The organism is Zhihengliuella halotolerans (assembly GCF_004217565.1).
GTDB lineage: Bacteria > Actinomycetota > Actinomycetes > Actinomycetales > Micrococcaceae > Zhihengliuella > Zhihengliuella halotolerans.
This window is the reverse complement of the sequence record NZ_SHLA01000001.1, coordinates 2,886,379-2,902,899: the sequence shown is the minus strand read 5'-3', so window position 1 is coordinate 2,902,899 and position 16,521 is coordinate 2,886,379. Positions and strand designations below refer to the sequence as shown.

Here is a 16,521-nt window from a genome sequence, read left to right as displayed (position 1 = left end):
CAGACCGGTCTCAGGAACCGGCCGGCGACCAGTCCACGAGCCCGGTCTCGAGGTCGTAGACCGCGGGGACGACGCGCGTGCGGCCCGCGTCGACGGCGGCACGGATGATCGCCGACCGCTCGACGAGCGCCTCCGCGACGGCGACCGTGTTCGCGCGGACGACGGAATCAACGAACTCCGACTGGTCCGCAAGCGAGGCGGCGTTGCGGACGACGGGTGCGATCTCGTCGACGATGTCGGCGACTTCGCCGGGTGCCTGAGGGTTCTCGGGGTCGGCGGCCACCGCGTCGACCGTTGCCGTGACGGCCCCGCATCCCGTGTGACCCAGAATGATGAGCGCTGGGACCTCGTAGGGGCTGCCGACGGCGAACTCCATGCTTCCGACGAGGGTGTCGTCGAGCACGGCGCCCGCGGTTCGCGTGGTGAAGATGTCACCGATGCCTTGGTCGAAGACAAGCTCGGGGGCGACGCGCGAATCGACACAACCGTGGACGAGCGCCCAGGGGGTTTGGTGCCCGGCCACGTCGGTGCGAGCGTCGACGCCCTGGTTCGGATGGTGCGCCTCGCCGGCGGCGAAGCGCTCGTTGCCGGCCCTGAGCAGGCTCAGGGCCTCCTCCGGTGTGGTCGGCGCCGGAGCGTCCTCGTGCTCCGCCGCGGGCGCGGGTGCGCAGGCGGACAGGGCGGAGAGCGCCGCCAGGGCGCCGGCTCCCGCCAGCAGGCTCCGCCGGCTCGGACCGACGGTCGTGACGTCGAATGACGCGGTCATCAGGATTCCTCCCGGGCGTGGGCGCCGACGCTGGCGCCCGGACAGTGGGTCTAAATGTCGAAGCTAGTAGACGCAGCTGTCCGGGTCCACTTCGCGTCGCAGATGACGCTCCGTGGGGTGTACCGCCTAGTCAAGTGCCAGAGGACCGATCTCGTCGATCATCTCGCCGGGTCCCGGGTTCTCCGGGTCGCTCGCCCCTCCGAGGTGGTTCACGACGCCCCACACCGCGTTGAGCCCGGTGGTCACGGCGCCCTCGGCCCAACCGGCCGTGAAGGAGACGTCGTCGCCGGCGAGGAAGATCCCCCGCTGGTGGGCCGGCAGCTCGTCCTGCTTGAAGTGCGTGAAGAGCCGCTGCTGGTAGCGGTAGTGCCCCGGGAGGTTCGCCTTGAAGGCGCCCATGAAGTTCGGGTCGGCTTCCCACGAGACGGTGATCGGTTCGCCCACAATGTGCGAGGCGATGTCGACGTCCGGGTAGATCTGGGCCAGGGAGTGCAGCATGAGGCGCACGCGCTCGTCGGCGTCGAGCGAGAGCCACTTGAGGGCGTCGTCGTTCCACGTGTAGGACAGCAGGATGACGGCCGGCGCGTCCGGCCCGTTGTCGAGCAGGTAGGTGGCGCGTGGCAGCCGGTCCGTGAGCGTCATGGAGAGCGTGTCGCGGCCGGTCTGGGGGTCGCGTTCCTTCCAGAACGGGCGGTCCACCATGACGAAGGTCTTCGACGACTGCATGTAGTGGTTGCGCTCGATCGCGGTCCACAGCCCGGGGGCGAACAGCGTCTCCTCCGTGTGGATGCGCGTGGAGAGCAGCCAGGTCTGGCACGTGACGACGGCGGTCGGGTAGGCGGCCGTGTGACCCCACTTGTCCGTGATCAGCAGGTCGCCCTCGGGCCGGTCGTCGGTCGCCGGGCCGCGGGAGATGCTGGCGACGGCGCCGCGGGTGCTGCCGTGGTGCAGGCTGGCTAGAGAGGTGCCGGCGGGCCAGAACTCCAGATCGTCCGGGGCGTGGTTCCACAGGGCTTCGGGCAGCCGCTGGGCGCCGCCGACGATGCCGCGGTGCTCGTCGTCCGCGTTGGTGTAGACGACGCGCAGGATCTCGAGGATCGAGTTCGGGAAGTCGGTGTCCCAGCCGCCCGAGCCGAAGCCGACCTGGCCGAACGCCTCGCGGTGCTCGAATCCGGCCTCCTTGAAAGAGCGGCTCGCCGCGATGAAGCCGTAGAACGTCTGCTCGTCGAACGCCGGGATCACGGCGTTCCAGATCTCCTTGATGCGCGGCACGTCGCGCGAGCGCAGCGCCTCCTGCATCTCGGAGAACATGGCGTGCTCCTTCAGTGCCGCGCTCCACGCGTCGGAGACCTCGTGGAAGAAGGCCGGAAGGTCAGCCTCGGTTTCGGCGTAGTGCTTGACGCCCGCGAGCTCGATCACGGTGCTGGGAGCCGCCGGCGAGAGCGGGTTCGGGAACTCCTCGGTCTCAAGACCCAGCATCTCGACGTAGTGGTAGAACGACTTGCCCGAGACCGGGAAACGCATGCCGCCCAGGTCGACCGTGACTCCTGGCGCGCCGTCGAACGCCGCGGTCTTGAGGCGGCCGCCGATGTGGCCGGCCTCGTAGATGACGGGCTTGAGGCCGAGCTTCATGAGCTCGTGGGCGGCCACCAGGCCGGAGAGACCCGCGCCGACGACGGCGACCTCGGTGCCGTGCTGTTCGGCGGGGACCGATCCGAGCCCGGCCGGGTTCTGCAGGTAGTGGTCGTAGCTGAACGGGAAGTCCGGATTCAGCATGGTCACGGGCGGCAGATCCGTGGCGGTGGCGGTCGAGATGTTCTCAGTCATGATGCTCGGTTCCTTCGGGGCGGGAGTGATCAGTTTGCGGGGCGGGCGTCGTCGCTGTCGACCGTTTCGCGGCGGGCGGCGAGACTGGCCACGGAGTGGCGGCGGCCGTAGCCCAGGTACACGAGGGCGCCGACGGCCATCCAGGCGAGGAAGACCCACCACGTGGACAGGCCCAGGTTGACCATGAGGTAGACGCACATGCCGGCGCCGAGCAGCGGGACGTACGGGAACAGCGGCACCCGGAAGGTCCGTTCCATGTCGGGCCGGGCCCGGCGCAGGTAGATCACCGAGAGGTTGACCAGCATGAAGGCGAACAGGGTGCCGATGCTCGTGGCGTCGGCGAGCTGGCCCAGCGGGATGAGGCCGGCGATGACGGCGATGACGCTGCCGCAGATGAGCGTGCCGGCGGCCGGGGTGCCCGTCCGCTGGGAGACGCGGCCGAGAACGCGCGGGACCATGCCGTCGCGAGCCATGGTCATCAGGATGCGAGTCTGGCCGTAGAGCACGGTGAGGACCACGGAGGCGATCGCGACGACGGCGCCGATCGCGAAGATCAGCGAGATCCACTTGGCGCCGGTCAGTTCCTGCAGGATGATCAGCAGGGCGGCCTCGGTTCCGTCGAACCAGTCCCACTGCCGGGCGCCGACCGCCGCGATCGCGACGAGGATGTAGATGCCCGTGACGATCGCCATCGAGGCGATGATCGCCCGCGGCAGGTCGCGCTGCGGGTTCTTCGCCTCTTCGCCGGCCGTGGAGGCGGCATCGAAGCCGATATAGGAGAAGAACAGGCGGGAGGCGGCTGCTGACATGCCGGCGGCGCCCATCGGCAGCAGGGTCTCGTAGTGCGAGGCCTGGAAGGCCGAGAAAGCGATGCCGATGAAGAGCAGCAGCACGCCGATCTTGATCACGACCATGATCGTGTTGACCCACGCGGCCTCGGAGACGCCGCGGATCAGCAGGACCATCGCGAGCAGGACGAGGACGACCGCCGGCAGGTTGATCATCGATCCGTCCGCGCCTCCCGGCGGGGCTGAGAGCGCGGCCGGCAGGCTGAGGCCGAAGATGTTGAGGGTCTCGTTGACGTACTCGGCGGAGCCGACGGCCACCGCGGCGACGGAGACACCGTACTCGAGGACGAGGCACCAGCCGCAGACCCAGGCGAGGCCTTCGCCCATCGTCGCGTAGGTGTAGGAGTAGCTCGACCCGGAGACCGGGACGGCGCCGGCCATCTCCGCGTAGGACACGGCGGAGAGCAGGGCGGCGACGCCGGCGATCAAGAAGGAGATCCAGACCGCGGGGCCGGCCATCGGGACGGAGGAGCCGAGGACGACGAAGATGCCGGTGCCGAGCGTGGCGCCGACGCTGATCATGGTCAGCTGCCAGACGCCGAGTGAGCGCTTGAGCTTCCCGCTGTTCGCGGTGCCGTCGGTTCCAGCGCCGGCGACCATCTGCTCGATGGGCTTGCGCCGGGCCAGCTGTCGAGCCAACGGCTCGCGCGGCGGCGCTGTCGCGTGAGTGTCGATCATGGGTGAATCCTTTTCCAGCGGAGTGGGGGCCTCGCCTGTTCCCACCCAGCGTCGCATGTGAGCTGCCTTACAGAATGGGCAATTTTATCCTAGAATCGACTCTCATGAGTCGATCTGCACCACTTGAAGGTGTCGCTGAGGCGGGTGCCGGCCTCGCGAGCGTCCCGCTCGAACAGTTCCTCTCGGGCCTGCCCGCCGGAGTCCGCCGGGTGTACGACGCCGGCGCCGACGCGGCTGCCCCTCTCCCCGTGCGCTGGGTCGAACCGAGCGAGCTGGAGGATCCGACCCCGTACCTGCTCGAGCACGAGGTCGTGCTGACGGCGGGCCTGCCGTTCGTCGGCGACGGGGGCGCGCCCGACGCCGTCGACCGGTACGTGCAGCGGTTGACGCGGGTCAACGTCTCAGCGCTCGTTTTCGGGCTGCACCCCTATTTCGACGAAGTGCCGGAGGCGCTCGTCGAGGCGTGCCGCCGCCACCGGCTGACGCTCGTCGAGGCGCCGGCGGACGTGCCGTTCGCGGCACTCGGGCTCGAGTTCGCCCGGCTGCTCGAGGCCGAGAACGTGCGGGTCATGCGCCGGATGGCCGAGGGCAATCGCCACCTGATGCGGGCGGTGCTGGCCCCACGGCCGGAGGCCGACCTGCTCGAGGCCCTCATGCGCACCGTGCCCGGATGGGCTCTGGTCGTCGGTGCGAACCGGCGCACGCGCGCCCGGGCCGTCGCTGCCAAGTCGCGGGTCGGCGTGCCGGAGCAGGCCGTGCTGGACGACGTCCTGCAGGGGCTCTTCGCCGGCCGGGGCCCGCGCGTGGAGACGCGCCCCCCGGAGCCCGCGGGCTCCGGGTGGATCGCCGCGCACCCGTTGCGCGGTGCCCGCGACGAAACCCTGGGCGCCCTCGTCCTGGGCGCGGAACGGCCCCTCGATGCGGCGGAGCAGTCCGTCGTCGGGACCGCGATCTCGCTGTTGGAGGCGCTCTTGCGCCAGCGCACGGAGGGTGCGCTCGCGCCGAGCCAGCTGGCGACCGGGCTGCTGCTGCGGTCCGCCGAGGAGCGGGCGATCGAGCGGCGCGAGGTCGTGGAGCTGGCCGCGCAGAGCGCGTCGGCGCCGAGCGGGTCCCGATTGCGGGTGGTGCAGGGCTTCCGGGCCGATGGCCGGGCCGAACCCGCCCCGGTCGATCGCGGCCGCAGCTCGCGCCCGACTGCCCGGCACGACCGGGCCGGCGCGATCCTGCAGTGGCGGCGGATCTTCGATACGAAGCTCGTCGAGCTCACCGACTTCGGCTTCACCGCGATCACGCGCCTGGGCGTCGAGACGCCCGTCGTGAACGAGGTCGAGGCGCTCGGCTGGCGGCTCGCGGTCTCGGACCCCGTCGAGGTCGGAGAGCTGCCCGAGACGCACCGGCGGCTGGCCGTGCTGCGCGCCCGGGCGATGGAGGCCGGCCGCACGCTGCGGGCCTCCGGGGACCCGGTCTCCGTGCCAGCGCTGCTCGGGAGGCAGGCCGGCGGGCTGCTGTTCGAGCACGCGTTCGGCCCGCTGCGCGAGCTCGAGCCCGATCGCGCCGCCGCGCTGCTCGACGTGCTCGAGGCATGGCTCGAGGCGCACGGGGGATGGGACGCGACGGCGAAGGCGACCGGGCTGCACCGCAACAGCGTGCGCCGCCAGATCGCCCAGGTCGCCGACCTGACTGGCCGGGACCTGAACGACGCCGGCGCCCGGGCGGAACTGCTGATCGCCCTGCGGTACCGGCCGTCGTCGTTGGTGATCGAGACGAGAGGCTGAGCGCTTCGGGGTGGTGGGCCGTTGTCAGGGGCCCAGCGTCGCAGCTGCTCTCAGCGGCCCCTTTTCGATGTTGTCGATGACCCATTCTTCACCGGCGCGTACCAGCGTGATCTCACGTGGTTGTGCGTAGCGTTCGTCGAGCTCGAGCTCACGTTCATCCAGGTAGGTCTCGTCGCCCGCGGTGAACTCGAAGATCGACTCGAAGCCGACAACGGCCCGGTTGCGATCCGCCGAGAGGCTCGACGTCGTCCAGGCGACGCCGAGCTGCCGCGTCTGGAGCTCGTGATCCTGATACAGGGCCTCGGTCGACGCGCGGTGATTCTGGTCCTCGAGCATTCGGTTGAATCCGTCGGAGTAGTGCTGGTATTCAGCCTCCAGCGTGTCCTCCACATTGTCCGCGCTCCGGTTGTCCACTGCGGCCGAATGGAGAGCCACGGCCCTTTGCAGGGCGATGACATCAGGGTCGTCTTCAGGCAACGTCGTCGCCGACCCTTCCACGTGCCACAACGAGGAGTCCCCGTCGCGTTGCGGCTGGTGTGCGGAGGCGGTAGCCGGTGCGGGATCGGTGCCGCTATCCGGAGCGTTGGCGCAACCGGAGAGAAGCGCCAAAGCGATTGCGCACCCGGTCAAAGTGTACTTTCGGGGCATTGTGGCCTCCTGTCGGGCCGTGGGCCGGGCGAACCCGACCCACGGCGGCGAATTACGCTGCTGGGGCCGGTTTCAGAGTCCAGTGTGAGGACCACCAGTTGGATGGAACCAAGCCGAATTCCGGGTAGCCGGTGTTGTTCTCGACATGGATGGCTCCGTCGGCAGCGCGGTTGTTCAAGCGGAACCACGTCGAATTGATTTCGGTTCGCTGCCAATCAGCTGACGTCTGAGTGGAGCTCACGGTGCCGTGCTTGGCGGTGTCGTCGTCGAGGTACAAGAACTCGTTGGTCCACCGATTGCGGAGGCGGATGTCCCCTGAAGCGATGGTTTCGGGCACCCAGTGGGCGCTCCAGTAGCTCATCGGCACGTCGCCGAAGCGCACGACGCCGTCATTCGGCTCGATGTTCAGGTATCCGGGAAGGTGGCGATTCGCCAGCACCTTCCACGTGGAAGAGAGATCTTCGGAGTAGCCGCCCTGGTCCTTGAACACGCGCAGGTAGTCGACTTCCCACTGTTTCGGCCAGACATCGTTGGGAGCGCCGGAGCCGGCGCCGGTGTAGATGTTCACCACGAATCCCATGGGCTGGTTCGGGGCATCGTTAATGGTCTTCACTAGCTCGCCGTCGTAGTAGAACTTGAGCCCCCAAGGCGTCCAGTCCATGCCGTAGACGTGAAACTCTTCGGTGGGCGTTCCGCTGACGGGCACTTCCTCCATCGCCCACGATGACAGGAAATCGGGATCTCCCCAGCCGTAGGCCGCGATGCGCCACTTGTCCGGGGTGCTGAAGAACGTTTCGATGAAGTCGATTTCCGGTTGGGCCGTCGTCGAGGTGTCCGTTCCAACCAGCCACACGGCCTGGTGCCCGCCGCCGCCAGCGTTGGAGAGCTTCGCCCGCGTCTCGACGTAGCCGTACTTGGTGGTGTAGCCGTTGAAGTTCGTCTGGTCGTTTCGATTCACCGCCGAACCATTGAACTTGTGCCAGTCGGGGGCGTTGAACGTTTGGATGGCGGATGAGACAACCGTGCCATCCTGGTCCGGATTCCACGGTGGCTGGTCTTCCTCGACGCGCAGTTTGATGGTGCCGTCGGACACCGTGTAGCGAGCGGCGGTGTCGGACATGTTCTCCGGTTCGACCCAGTGCGGCAGGTAGTACGGGTACCACCGCTCGGTGTCGAGGGACGTGCCGTTGAACTCTTCGGCGAAGTCGAGTGTGTAGCCCGGTTTGCTGGGAACATCGGGCGGGGTCTCCGTTGCCTGAGCAGAGGCTGCCGTACTGCTGAGAAGGGCAACGGCCATGGCTGCGGCAACCCATGTGAGCTGAGTGCGTTTCATAGTGAACTTCCTGAGCGTGATCGTCGTCGGTCTTCGCCAACCAGGGGGAGACGCCGGGTGCGTCGGGCGTCTACACAGGATAAGTCGACTTATGAAAGAGTGCAATGAAATGTTCGAGGTCAGTTCACCGGGCGGCGTTTCAGCGGCTGAGCAGGCTCTCCCGGACGTGCTCGGCGGCGCGCGTCAGTGCGCCGCGCTGCGGGGCGTGCGCGCCGAGAGAGGAGAGCACGAGTTCGGGCGGGAAGATGGCCCGGGCTGCGATGCGCGTGCGCAGTGCCTCGGCTAGAGGCTCTCCGACGTTGGAGATTCCACCGCCGATGATGGTGCGATGCGGGTCGATCGACAGGGACAGGGCGCTCAGACCTTCGGCGATATTGTCGGCGAACTGGTCGACGATGTCGAGTGCGCGCGGGTTTCCCTCACTGGCGGCGAAGAGGAGGCTGGTGGCCGGGTCCCCGTCGGACTTCAGGCGTTCGTAGGCGGTAGACCAGCCGAGGCTGGACAGGGCGCCGATTTCGCCGGCTGCACCGTGGGCGCCGCGGGCTACCCGCCCCTCCACGACTATGGCGGCCGAGATGCGGTGACCCGCCTGAAGGACGATCGCCGTTTCACCGAGTGCGATCGATCCTTGGTCCAGTTCGGCGAGGGCCGCCAGTTTGGCATCGTTGTCGATGCTCACGTGCGCACCCGGGTAGGCCGCACTAATCCGCTCCAGCAATCCTCCGGTCACCCAGTCCGGGACGACGGTGCTCACGGCCAGGTTGCCCGTGGGGTCGACGATGCCCGGGAGTGCGATAGTAAGGGCGCGCACCTCGTGACGGGCGTGCGGAGTGCTTGCCAGCAAGTAGTCGATTTCGTGATGGATGGCCGACAGGGCGTCTTCGCAGCCGCTCAGATCCGCGGCAGGGCTGCTGTGACTCGCCAGCGGATCGCCACGGAGGTCGCCGATGGTTCCGCTGATTCCATGGGGGCCGGCGTCGATCCCGATCACGACGCCCCCGCTGGCCTTGAGGCTGTAGGCGCGCGATGGGCGTCCGCTGCCGCGGCTCTTGGGCGACTCGGTGCTGACGAGGCCCTGAGTGGAAAGGTCGGACAAGGCCGCTTCGATGGTTGGGCGGGACAGTTTGGTGACGCTCGCCAGCTGCCGCACCGTCTGGGCGTCGTCTTGGCTCCAGAGCGCAGCGAGAACCGCTCGGCCGTTCTGGCGTCGCAGCGACGAGAGGTCGTGGCCTTGCAATGCGGTCAACGGGTTCTCCTTGATCGGGAAGATCTCTCATGAAGTGCTTCCATGGTATTGACAGTGACGTGAGCCACTTGTAGATTCTCACTTACGCAAGACTCTTATCTAATAGCACTCCCTTACTTGAGAGATGAGTTAATCATGCATCACCGCACCTTCCTGCACTCCGTTGCCGCGCTGTCAGCCGCCGGCCTGTTCCTGACCGCCTGCGCCCCTGGCGGGACCACCGCTGCCACCACCGGTGACCAGGTCGCCGCGAGTGACGAACTGAGCACTGAAGAGGTGACGCTCACGCTGATGTCCACTCCGGAGTCGGGTGCGGCCACCGAGGCGACCATCGCCGCGTTCGAGGCGGAACACCCGAACATCAACATCGCCTACTCGCAGACGAACTACGAGGACTACAACCAGAGCGTCAACCTCAACCTCTCGTCCGATGAGTCGCCGGACGTCGTCCTGCTGAATGCCGTGGGCAACACCGTCAAGAACGATCTGGTGATTCCGCTTGACGATTATGCAGACCTGTACGGCTGGAACGACTTCTTCCCCAGCAACCAGCTCAATCAGTGGCGTGTGGCTGAGAACGGCTCCACCCTCGGCGATGGCGGAACGCTCTTTGCCGCCCCTGCCGGATTCTCGTTGGTCGGCGTCTACTACAACAAGAAGCATGCTGAAGAACTCGGGATCGACACTCCCGAGACGGTTGAGGATTTCGAGTCCGCCTTGGCCGAGGCCAAGGCTGGTGGTGTCCTGCCGGTTCAGCTCGGCAACGGTGAAGGGCACGCCGCCTTCATCGTGCAATTGGCAGGTCAGAGCGCAAGCGGTGCAGATGCCGCGAGTGCGTGGGCCTTCGGCCACGAGGGCCAGAGCTTCGACACCCCCGAGAACGCGGCTGCTGCGCAGCTGCTCGTCGATTGGGCCGACGCGGGCTACATTCCCGACGCGACAACGGTCAACGGAACAGATCTGCAAGGAGCTGTGGAGAACTTCGTGTCCGGCGAGGGGCTCTTCCTCGTGGACGGAATCTGGGACGCGGGAAAGGTCGCCGAGGGGCTAGGTGAGGACGCCGGATTCATCGCCTTCCCGGGGGAGAATACGACGGGTATCGGCACCTCGGTGGCCTACGCCATCTCCTCCCGCAGCGACCACCCCAACGAGGCTGCCGCATTCCTGGACTTCCTGCGCTCTGCGGAGGCCAGTGAGCAGCAGTTCGAACAGGGCTTCATGCCCAATGACCCGTCGGTTGCGGTCGCTGATGCCGGAACGCTTCAGGGTGACATTGTCGACGCGTGGGCGCAGATCGCGGCGGAGAACGGACTGGTCGCTTTCAACAACAACGCGACGGCGACCATGAATGACACGCTGAAGTCCGGCACCCAGCAGCTCATCGCCGGGCAGAGCACCGTGGACGACTTCTTGGACTCGGTTCAGGCGGACTGGGCCAAGACGCACGGTCAGTGACCATGACCATCGAAACCCAGGAGACGAGCTCGGGGAGGTCCTTGTTCGCCCGCGCACCCCGGGGCACGTCGGGGAGCCGGGAGCAGAAAAAGCGGGACTTCGTTCCCTACCTGTACGTCCTCCCGGCCCTCGTCGCCTACTCCCTCTTCATCCTCGTTCCCTGGGCGCAGAGCATTTGGACGTCGTTCTGGCACTGGGACGGCATCGGTGCCGCCACGTGGGCCGGGCTGGAGAACTATGTGGCGGTCTTCTCGAATGATGACTTGTCCATCGCGCTGCGGAACGGTCTGGGGTTTATCATTTTCTATTCGGTGATTCCCGTGGTGCTCGGCGCGTTGCTCGCGGCAGTGATCGCCGCCCGGCCCCGGCGCGGAACCGGGTTAGTCCGGACCGTGCTCTTCCTGCCGCAGATCCTGCCCCTCGTCGCTGTCGGCGTCATCTGGCGCTACCTCTACAGTGCGGACGGGCCGATCAATCAGACCCTCTCGGCGATCGGGCTAGGGGGAGCGGCCCGCGCGTGGCTCGGGGATTTCGTCTGGGCCTACCCGGCTGTCGGAGCCGTCGGGACCTGGGTGTCAACCGGTCTGTGCGTGCTGCTGCTTCTCTCCGGGATCCAAAAGATCGACCCCTCGCTGTATGAAGCGGCGAAGCTCGATCGCTGCGGCCCGGTCGGCTTGTTCATGCACGTCACGCTTCCCGGCATACGCAAGGAAGTCGTCGTTGCCCTGACGGTCACGCTCATTGCGGCCCTAGCCAGCTTCGACATCGTCTACGTCACCACCGGCGGTGGCCCCGGGCTGCAGACCATCGTGCCCGGAGTCCTGATCTATCGCCTGGTCTTCACCTCGAACGAAGTCGGCCTCGCCTGCGCCCTCGCCACGGTCTTGAGCGCGATCATCCTCGTCTTCGTGGCCCTTATCGGCCGGCTCGGAAGGGAGCAGACATGAATCAGAAGGTTTCTCAGCTGATGTCAGCTGCGTTCCTCCTGCTGGCCGCAGCAAGTGTGATCGTGCCCTTTCTGGCGCTCGTTTCCGCGGCGCTGCAGCCCGCCACAACGCTCTCACCGCGGCTCGAATGGCCGAGTGACCCGCAGTGGGGCAACTTCGCCGAAGCTTGGACGTCGGCCGGATTCGGGACGCTGATCGCATCGAGTGCGTTCATCGCTGTTGTTGTCGTGCCGATCTCGATCGTTCTGGCGACGCTCGCCGGCTATGCGATGGGCACCATGCGCATGAAGGGGAAGACGGGTTTGTTCGTCCTTTTCATCGCTGGCTTGACGTTGCCATTCGAGGCGATCGTCATACCGCTGTACTTCTCGATGCGGGACATCGGGCTGATCGACACTCAATGGGCCGTCATTCTCCCGCTGATGGGTGCGTTCATGCCGTTCGGGATCTTCTGGATGCGAACGCACTTCGAGTCCGTTCCGCAGGAGATCATCGAGGCCTCACAGCTTGACGGGGCCGGCCGGTTTCGGACGCTGATCCAGATCCTCCTCCCCGGGGCAACGCCCGCCGTGACAACGTACGGGCTCTTGACCTTCATGTGGGCGTGGAATCAGTTCCTGCTGGCGTTGATCCTCATTCGCGATCCGAGCAAGCGGACGGCGCCATCAGGGCTGGGTACCTTCGTGCAGCAGTACGGGGAGAACATCCCGTTGCTGGCGGCGGGAACGATCATCGTGATCGCACCGGTGGTCGCGCTGTATCTGGTCTTTCAACGCAAATTCGTCGCCGGACTGGTTCAGGGGGCGCTGAAATGAACGATCGAAAGGAGGGCGCTGTGCGTCTTGCCATTGTCGGAGCCGGATCCCGCGGTCTCGGGTACGCCCGCCGCGCGGTCAAGAACGGTGCGGTCATCACCGCCGTCGTTGAACCGGATCGCGAGCGGCTCGATGCGCTGCTCGCCGCTCTGCCAGGGCACCCGATCCGCGAGTTCGCGACGTGGGACGATCTGGCTGCCGAGAAGGTAGCCGACGCTGCCATCATCGCGACGCCCGACCGGCTCCACGTCGATCCAGCCGTCGCGTTGGCGGGCGCCGGGTACCACCTGCTCGTCGAGAAGCCGCTTGCGCCGACTGAGGCGGAGGCGCTGCGCATCGTCGACGCGGTCGAAGCCGCTGGCGTGATGCTGGCGGTCTGCCATGTGATGCGCTACAGCGACTACACGGCGCGGCTGAAAGAGGTCATCGATAGCGGCGCGATCGGCCAGATCGCGTCCGTTGAGCACCTAGAGCCGATCGGGTGGTGGCATTTCGCGCATTCCTACGTGCGCGGCAATTGGCGCCGCGAGTCCGAATCCTCATCGATGCTCATGGCAAAGTCCTGCCACGATATCGATTGGCTCAGCTATGTCGTCGACCGCCCGGTAGAGAAGGTGTCTTCTTTCGGCGGGCTGATGCATTTCCGTCCCGAGAACAAGCCGGCGGACGCCGGTGATCGGTGCGTGGACTGTCCGCTGCAGCAAACGTGCGCCTACTCGGCAACGAAGATCTATCGCGGATTCTTGGAGAGCGGCGGGTGGGAACAGTGGCCGCTGGCGGTACTCGACTCGGATGTTTCCGCGGAGTCCATCAACCGTGCGCTGGAGGTCGGGCCGTACGGCGAATGCGTCTACAACGGTCAGAACGACGTCGCCGACCATCAGGTGGTCAATCTCCAATACGCAGGTGGCGTCACTGCCTCGTTCACCGTCACGGCGTTCACCGATCTTGCGTTTCGCAAGACCCGCATCTTCGGCTCCGGCGGCTGGATCGAGGGTGACGGACGGATGTTGCATGTCCAAGAGTTCGCAACCGGCCGCAAGTACTCGATCGATTCAGCTGCGGTAGGTGGCGCCAGCGCGGCGGACGGCCATGGAGGCGCGGATGACGGCTTGGTGGATGCCTTTCTTCGCGCCGTTACCACGGGCGACGAATCCCACCTGCTCTCCGGGCCGCAGCAGAGCCTGGAGACGCACCGCGTGGTGTGGCTGGCTGAGGAATCGAGGCGCACGGAGGGCACGGTTGTCCGTGACATCCCGAGCGACCCACTGAAGCCCGCAGTGTTGTAACGGGTACCCGAGCTGCGCTTCGTGTCTGATCCAGGGGGACAGGCACGAAGCGCTTTCGGGTGTCGCGGGCGCATGATCGTGCGGTGACCGTGCTCCGCGTGGTGGTCAGCGGAGCGCGCGCAGGTAGCGCCGGCGCACGACGAGCTGGACGACGCGCAGGAGCGGGTAGAGAGCCCGCCACGGCTGCTCGCTCGCGGCCCGCGTGAGCGAGCGGATCACGAGGCGCGTCTCGTCGCCGTCGCGCACCACGATGAACGCCTCCTCGCCGGAGATGGGATGGCCCGGCAGGGTGCGGTAGGCGAAGCCGACGCGTTCCGGTTCATCGACGACCGAGACGACCTCGACCGGCTCGACGATCCGCGCGCCGAGCAGGCGCGCCGTGACGAGCACCCGGTCGCCCGGCGACACGGGGCCGGCGGAGTCCACGGTGAATCCGCTGGCTGACTTCACCCTCCAGCGGAGCACGCCCGATCCTCGCAAAGGCGGGCGAGGCGCTCGGTGAGGCCGTCGAGCAGGGCCGTCAGCCCCAGCTCGAACGCGGCGGCCGCGCTCGACGTCGTCGCATGCTCGGGGGCCAGCGCTCGACGGATCGCGGGCAGGTCGGTTGCCGGCGCGTCCGGCGTCAGGAGGTCGGCCGGGGCGATCATGTCGAGGGCGGCGCCGAGGACGAACGCCTCGACGGTGCGCATCACGGCGACGGCCTCCCCGGCCGGCCAGCCGCCCCGGGCCAGGCCGTCGACGACCCGCTCGTACATGACGTAGGTGGACGCGTCGCGGATGGGCGTCGTGGCGAGCAGCCGGATGCTGGCCGGGTGCGCGCCGAAGGCGGCGCCGTAGGAGCGCGCCCAGCGCTCGAGGGCGACGTTCCACGGGTCCTTCGCGAACGGTTCGGTGTCGATGCTCGCCACGATCTCGGCACGGATCAGCTCCACGAGCTCCGGGCGGCCGCTGACGTGGTTGTAGAGCGAGGCGACCTTGCGGTCGACGCGGCTCGCGAGGTTCCGCATCGTCAGGGCCTCCGCGCCCTTCTCGTCGAGCAGGTCCATAGCAGCGGCGACGAGTGCGCGCCGGTTCAGGGGCATGGGGCTCCGATCTCGTGAATGTGGGCCACTTCACTAAAAACTCTTGTGGGTGGGCCCGTCGCGGCGTACTCTACCAACCAAGCCGATACGAACACTGTTCGTATTCGGGCGACGGCGAGTACGACGAGCAAGGAGAACGCATGGGTGAGGGCATCTATTTCGACGGCGGCACAGTCTGGACGGGGGCGGAGCCGGCAGACGCGGACGCGCTGCTGGTCCTCGACGGCCGCATTGCCGCCGTCGGAGCTGAGGCCCGCGCCCGGGCCGGCGAGGCCGTGGAGCACGTGGACCTGGGCGGCGGATTCCTGATGCCGTCCTTCGGCGACGGGCACGCCCACCCGCAGTTCGGCGGACTCGAATCCGCCGGGCCGGCCGTGCGCGGCTGCGCCTCGATCGAGGAGATCGTCGCTGAGGTGAGGCGCTACGCCGCCGAGCACCCGGAGCGGGCATGGATCACAGGCGCGTCCTACGACGGCAGCCTCGCGCCCGACGGCCTCTTCGACGCCCGGTGGCTGGACGAGGCGGTCCCGGACCGGCCCGTCGTGCTGCGTGCCTGGGACTATCACACCGTGTGGTGCAACTCCCGGGCCCTCGAACTCGCCGGCATCACGTCGGCGACGCCCGAACCCGAGCTGGGGGAGATCCCCCGCCGGGACGACGGCAGCCCGCTCGGGACCCTCCGGGAGTGGGGCGCCGTCGACCTCGTCACGGCGGTCATGCCTCCGCGCGAGATCGAGGAGCGCGTCGAGGCGATCGACCGCGCGGCCGACTATTACCTGGCCCGCGGCGTCACGTGGGTGCAGGACGCGTGGGTGGAGCCCGACGACGTCGAGGCGTACCTCGAGATCGCCCGCCGCGGTAGCCTGCGCCTGCGCATGAACCTGGCGCTCTACGCCGACCCGCGGCGGTTCGAGCAGCAGCTGCCCGCGATGCTGCGGGCCCGGCAGGCGGTCGACGACGTCGGCCATCCGCGCTTGACCGCCCGCACCGTCAAGTTCTTCGCCGACGGCGTCGTCGAGAACCAGACCGGCGCGCTGCTCGAGCCCTACTGCTCCGGCCTGCACGACCACGGCATGCGCGTCTGGGAGCCGCAGGCCCTCAACGACGCCGTCCGCGCCGTCGACGCCGCGGGTTTCCAGGTCCACATCCACGCGATTGGCGATGCTGCCGTGCGCCAAGGGCTCGACGCGATCGAGTCCGCGGTTGCGGCCAGCGGCCCGCGGGACCGGCGCCCGGTCATCGCCCACGCCCAACTGGTCGACGCCGCGGACATGGACCGCTTCGCGGAACTCGGCGTGATCGCCTGCATGCAGCCGCTGTGGGCGCAGCTCGACGCCCTCATGACGGTGCTGACGGAGCCGCGACTCGGCCCGGAGCGCTCCGAGCGCCAGTACCCGCTGCGGACCCTCGCTTCCACCGGGGCGACCCTGTCCTTCGGCTCCGACTGGCCGGTCTCCTCGGGTGCCCCGCTCGAGGGGATCGCGGTCGCCGCATCGCGGCAGACCGAGGACGGCGACCCGGCCGGCGGGTGGACCCCGCACGAGATCCTCGGGGTCGACACCGCGCTCACGGCCTACACCCGGGCCGTCGCACACCAGGCGTTCGCCGACGCCGGCTCCGCCGCGTGGGGGCGTCTCGCCCCCGGAGTGAGTGCCGACCTGGTCTGGCTCGAGTCCGACCCGCGGGCCGTCCCGCCGTCCGCGCTCGCCCGGCTCCGCGTCCGCGAGACGTACCTCGCCGGGCGACGGAACGCCGTCGTCGTCTGAGTTCCCTCAGCGCCCATCAGGCCGGCCCAACCTGGCACGTCACCAC

General features: G+C 67.8%; 14 protein-coding genes and 1 pseudogene. 7 read left to right on the top strand and 8 right to left on the bottom strand.

Features of this window, described 5'->3' with window-relative positions; genetic code table 11:
• Positions 1–10: 10 nt before the first annotated feature.
• From EV380_RS13305 to EV380_RS13295, 3 genes are all read right to left on the bottom strand, one after another.
• Positions 11–766 carry a carbonic anhydrase gene (locus tag EV380_RS13305; protein WP_130451551.1) on the bottom strand — a complete coding sequence of 252 codons (756 nt, stop codon included), beginning with the start codon at positions 764–766 and terminating at the stop codon, positions 11–13.
• 126 nt (positions 767–892) lie between these two features.
• Positions 893–2,593, bottom strand: coding sequence for a flavin monoamine oxidase family protein (locus tag EV380_RS13300; protein ID WP_242607626.1), 1,701 nt, complete (start codon positions 2,591–2,593; stop codon positions 893–895).
• Between the two features lie 29 nt (positions 2,594–2,622).
• Complete coding sequence (locus tag EV380_RS13295) at positions 2,623–4,119, bottom strand: amino acid permease (RefSeq protein WP_242607625.1); 1,497 nt, start codon at positions 4,117–4,119, stop codon at positions 2,623–2,625.
• A 104-nt stretch (positions 4,120–4,223) separates the two neighbouring features.
• On the opposite strand from EV380_RS13295, the gene EV380_RS13290 reads away from it, so the two are divergent.
• The gene (locus EV380_RS13290; RefSeq protein ID WP_130451550.1) at positions 4,224–5,894 is read left to right on the top strand and encodes a PucR family transcriptional regulator; all 1,671 of its coding nucleotides are present in this window, start codon (positions 4,224–4,226) and stop codon (positions 5,892–5,894) included.
• Positions 5,895–5,918: 24 nt separating this feature from the next.
• Here EV380_RS13290 and EV380_RS13285 read toward each other — a convergent pair whose 3' ends face one another.
• The 3 genes from EV380_RS13285 to EV380_RS13275 all read right to left on the bottom strand — a co-directional run bounded on the left by EV380_RS13285 (position 5,919) and on the right by EV380_RS13275 (position 9,121).
• Positions 5,919–6,329: a hypothetical protein gene (locus tag EV380_RS13285; protein ID WP_130451549.1), complete on the bottom strand. Its 411-nt coding sequence runs from the start codon at positions 6,327–6,329 to the stop codon at positions 5,919–5,921.
• Positions 6,330–6,594: 265 nt separating this feature from the next.
• Entirely contained in the window at positions 6,595–7,875 is a 1,281-nt protein-coding gene (locus EV380_RS13280; RefSeq protein WP_130451548.1) for a glycoside hydrolase family 16 protein, read from the bottom strand.
• 139 nt (positions 7,876–8,014) lie between these two features.
• Positions 8,015–9,121 (bottom strand): ROK family transcriptional regulator, encoded by a 1,107-nt coding sequence (locus EV380_RS13275; protein WP_130451547.1) that lies wholly within the window; start codon positions 9,119–9,121, stop codon positions 8,015–8,017.
• Between the two features lie 135 nt (positions 9,122–9,256).
• On the opposite strand from EV380_RS13275, the gene EV380_RS13270 reads away from it, so the two are divergent.
• The 5 genes and pseudogenes from EV380_RS13270 to EV380_RS13255 all read left to right on the top strand — a co-directional run bounded on the left by EV380_RS13270 (position 9,257) and on the right by EV380_RS13255 (position 13,627).
• Positions 9,257–10,576 carry an ABC transporter substrate-binding protein gene (locus EV380_RS13270; RefSeq protein ID WP_130451546.1) on the top strand — a complete coding sequence of 440 codons (1,320 nt, stop codon included), beginning with the start codon at positions 9,257–9,259 and terminating at the stop codon, positions 10,574–10,576.
• A gap of 41 nt (positions 10,577–10,617) precedes the next feature.
• Positions 10,618–11,523 carry a carbohydrate ABC transporter permease gene (locus EV380_RS13265; RefSeq protein WP_242607624.1) on the top strand — a complete coding sequence of 302 codons (906 nt, stop codon included), beginning with the start codon at positions 10,618–10,620 and terminating at the stop codon, positions 11,521–11,523.
• Positions 11,520–12,338 carry a carbohydrate ABC transporter permease gene (locus EV380_RS13260; protein ID WP_207219425.1) on the top strand — a complete coding sequence of 273 codons (819 nt, stop codon included), beginning with the start codon at positions 11,520–11,522 and terminating at the stop codon, positions 12,336–12,338. The genes EV380_RS13265 and EV380_RS13260 overlap by 4 nt, the downstream gene beginning before the upstream one ends.
• A pseudogene (locus tag EV380_RS17060) lies at positions 12,335–12,658 on the top strand (Gfo/Idh/MocA family protein); the annotation flags it as partial. The gene EV380_RS13260 and the pseudogene EV380_RS17060, both read left to right, overlap by 4 nt.
• A 45-nt stretch (positions 12,659–12,703) precedes the next feature.
• On the top strand, positions 12,704–13,627 hold the full coding sequence (locus tag EV380_RS13255; RefSeq protein ID WP_242607739.1) for a Gfo/Idh/MocA family protein: 924 nt from the start codon (positions 12,704–12,706) through the stop codon (positions 13,625–13,627).
• Positions 13,628–13,732: 105 nt separating this feature from the next.
• Here the strand turns inward: EV380_RS13255 and EV380_RS13250 are convergent, their stop codons facing one another.
• Together EV380_RS13250 and EV380_RS13245 are read right to left on the bottom strand one after the other, a co-directional pair.
• The gene (locus EV380_RS13250; RefSeq protein ID WP_242607622.1) at positions 13,733–14,092 is read right to left on the bottom strand and encodes a DUF1990 family protein; all 360 of its coding nucleotides are present in this window, start codon (positions 14,090–14,092) and stop codon (positions 13,733–13,735) included.
• Positions 14,074–14,709: a TetR/AcrR family transcriptional regulator C-terminal domain-containing protein gene (locus EV380_RS13245; RefSeq protein WP_130451542.1), complete on the bottom strand. Its 636-nt coding sequence runs from the start codon at positions 14,707–14,709 to the stop codon at positions 14,074–14,076. Before EV380_RS13245 ends, EV380_RS13250 begins: the two co-directional genes overlap by 19 nt.
• Positions 14,710–14,849: 140 nt before the next feature.
• On the opposite strand from EV380_RS13245, the gene EV380_RS13240 reads away from it, so the two are divergent.
• Entirely contained in the window at positions 14,850–16,475 is a 1,626-nt protein-coding gene (locus EV380_RS13240) for an amidohydrolase (protein WP_130451541.1), read from the top strand.
• Positions 16,476–16,521 lie beyond the last annotated feature (46 nt).

What these genes read in the sequence shown, in the direction of transcription:
- EV380_RS13305 (WP_130451551.1), bottom strand. Translation starts at nt 766, where the DNA reads ATGACCGCGTCATTCGACGTCACGACCGTCGGTCCGAGCCGGCGGAGC.
- EV380_RS13300 (WP_242607626.1), bottom strand. Translation starts at nt 2,593, where the DNA reads ATGACTGAGAACATCTCGACCGCCACCGCCACGGATCTGCCGCCCGTG.
- EV380_RS13295 (WP_242607625.1), bottom strand. Translation starts at nt 4,119, where the DNA reads ATGATCGACACTCACGCGACAGCGCCGCCGCGCGAGCCGTTGGCTCGA.
- EV380_RS13290 (WP_130451550.1), top strand. Translation starts at nt 4,224, where the DNA reads ATGAGTCGATCTGCACCACTTGAAGGTGTCGCTGAGGCGGGTGCCGGC.
- EV380_RS13280 (WP_130451548.1), bottom strand. Translation starts at nt 7,875, where the DNA reads ATGAAACGCACTCAGCTCACATGGGTTGCCGCAGCCATGGCCGTTGCC.
- EV380_RS13270 (WP_130451546.1), top strand. Translation starts at nt 9,257, where the DNA reads ATGCATCACCGCACCTTCCTGCACTCCGTTGCCGCGCTGTCAGCCGCC.
- EV380_RS13260 (WP_207219425.1), top strand. Translation starts at nt 11,520, where the DNA reads ATGAATCAGAAGGTTTCTCAGCTGATGTCAGCTGCGTTCCTCCTGCTG.
- EV380_RS13255 (WP_242607739.1), top strand. Translation starts at nt 12,704, where the DNA reads ATGCTGGCGGTCTGCCATGTGATGCGCTACAGCGACTACACGGCGCGG.
- EV380_RS13245 (WP_130451542.1), bottom strand. Translation starts at nt 14,709, where the DNA reads ATGCCCCTGAACCGGCGCGCACTCGTCGCCGCTGCTATGGACCTGCTC.
- EV380_RS13240 (WP_130451541.1), top strand. Translation starts at nt 14,850, where the DNA reads ATGGGTGAGGGCATCTATTTCGACGGCGGCACAGTCTGGACGGGGGCG.